Annotated in this window: 1 protein-coding gene; it reads left to right on the forward strand. The window is 72.8% G+C overall.

Annotated elements, in window-relative coordinates; genetic code table 11:
- Positions 1-1,089, forward strand: a 1,089-nt coding sequence (locus DFS13_RS39700; RefSeq protein ID WP_046196782.1) for an integrase, incomplete at both ends; no start/stop codon positions are given.

Raw genomic sequence — 1,089 nt, forward strand, 5'->3', positions numbered from 1 at the left:
CGACGTCGACGCCGGCGACGCGCTCGCGCCGACGTCGGCGGGCGTCACCGCCGGCGCCGGGCAGCTGGCCCCGCTCGAGCGCCTGGCGCTGCCCGTCGAGCTGTCCGGCGCGCACGGGGCGAACCGCGCGCCCGTGTTCGCGTATCTCGGCGCGGCGCACGATCTCGATGCGGTGCGGGCCTATCTGCATCGCTACGACGACCGGCCCGCGACGCAGCGGGTCTACAGGAAGGAGCTCGAGCGCCTCGTGCTGTGGTGCGTGGCGGAACGCGGCGTCGCGCTGTCGTCGATGCGGGTTGAGGATTGCGAGGCCTACAAGGCGTTTCTCGCCGCGCCGGGCGAACGCTTCACGGGGCCGCCAGTCGCGCGCACGAGCAGCCAGTGGCGGCCGTTCGCGCCGGGTGGCCTGTCACCGGAAAGCCAGCGCTACGCGGTGCGCGCGATTCGCGCGGCATTCACGTGGCTCGTCGCGGTGCGGTATCTGGCCGGCAACCCTTGGGCGGCCGTCTCCGATCCCAGCGTCGTCAGGCGGGTGCGCAAGCTGCAGGTCGAGCGAGCACTACCGCTTGACCTCTGGACGCGCGTACGCGAGACGCTGGCCGAACGCAGCGAGCTGCAGGGGCCGAGCGGGCCGCGCTGGCGGACAGCACGTGCGCTGTTGCTGCTGATGGGGGATGGTGGCCTGCGGATCGCTGAGGCGGCCGCGGCGAGGCGTGCGGCGCTTGTCTGGATGCCGGCGGACGACGACACGCCGGCCAGCTGGTTGCTCGAGGTGATCGGCAAGGGCAACAAGCAACGCTTCGTGCCGATCAGCGACGAGTGCGTCGACGCGCTGCGCGCGCACTGGCGCGATCGCGGCCAGGATCTCGACGCGGCGGCCGCAGCGAAGCCGCCCGGGTTGCCGCTGGTGGCGCCGTTGGTCATCCCGCCGACGCCGCGAGCCCGCGAGAAATTCGGCGAGCCCGTCGACACTGACGAAGCAGTAGCCGGCGCCGCAGCGCGGGGCGGCTATTCGGTGCGCGGCGCGCGCGGACTCACGCAATGGGCGATCGCGCAGCTGCTCGCGGTGATGTCGGATCTCACTGAGTC

Origin of the sequence: Burkholderia sp. 28_3 (assembly GCF_003253915.1) — a bacterium.
GTDB classification, from domain to species: domain Bacteria; phylum Pseudomonadota; class Gammaproteobacteria; order Burkholderiales; family Burkholderiaceae; genus Burkholderia; species Burkholderia cenocepacia.